This is a genomic window from Coprococcus sp. ART55/1, from assembly GCF_000210595.1.
Taxonomy (GTDB): Bacteria; Bacillota; Clostridia; order Lachnospirales; family Lachnospiraceae; genus Coprococcus; species Coprococcus aceti.
On the sequence record NC_021018.1, the window covers coordinates 2,648,944 to 2,649,473 of the forward strand.

Annotated in this window: 1 protein-coding gene; it reads left to right on the top strand. The window is 31.3% G+C overall.

What is annotated here, in order from left to right; genetic code table 11:
* Positions 1 to 232 precede the first annotated feature (232 nt).
* Positions 233 to 530, top strand: a 298-nt coding sequence (locus CCU_RS11910) for a phage integrase N-terminal SAM-like domain-containing protein (RefSeq protein ID WP_208896217.1), incomplete at its 3' end; no start/stop codon positions are given.

Consider the following 530-nt stretch of genomic DNA (forward strand, 5'->3'; position numbering starts at 1 on the left):
GTTCCTGGAGAAGAGATAAAAGAGTTTAATTTGGTTATTAAACCTATAATTGATATGATTTGTGCTAATGTGATAGAAAATCGGCGATTATCTGAATTAAGAGATACTTTACTTCCAAAACTTATGTCGGGTGAACTTGATGTATCAGACTTGGATATTTAGTTACTCCGACAAATGGTATTTGCTGAAATAATTGTTAGGTAAAATATACCTCAAAAAGGAGGTATGTTTTATGGATCAAGAAAAGATAAATATAATTATGTCTCAAATGGCAGATGTGCTTGACAATATGCAGTTATTGCAGTTGAAGAAAGTATTAGAGGAAGTAGATAGTGGGGAGAGAAAAAAAGATGATTCAGAAGACTTATTAAAACGTTTTATTTCTACTAAACGTCTGGAAGGACGATCAGAAAGAACATTATCGTATTACCAGATAACAATAGAAAAGATGTTGAATTCTTTGAATAAGAATGTACGGGCTATTACAACAGATGATTTAAGACAGTATCTTTCAGATTATCAAGAATCAC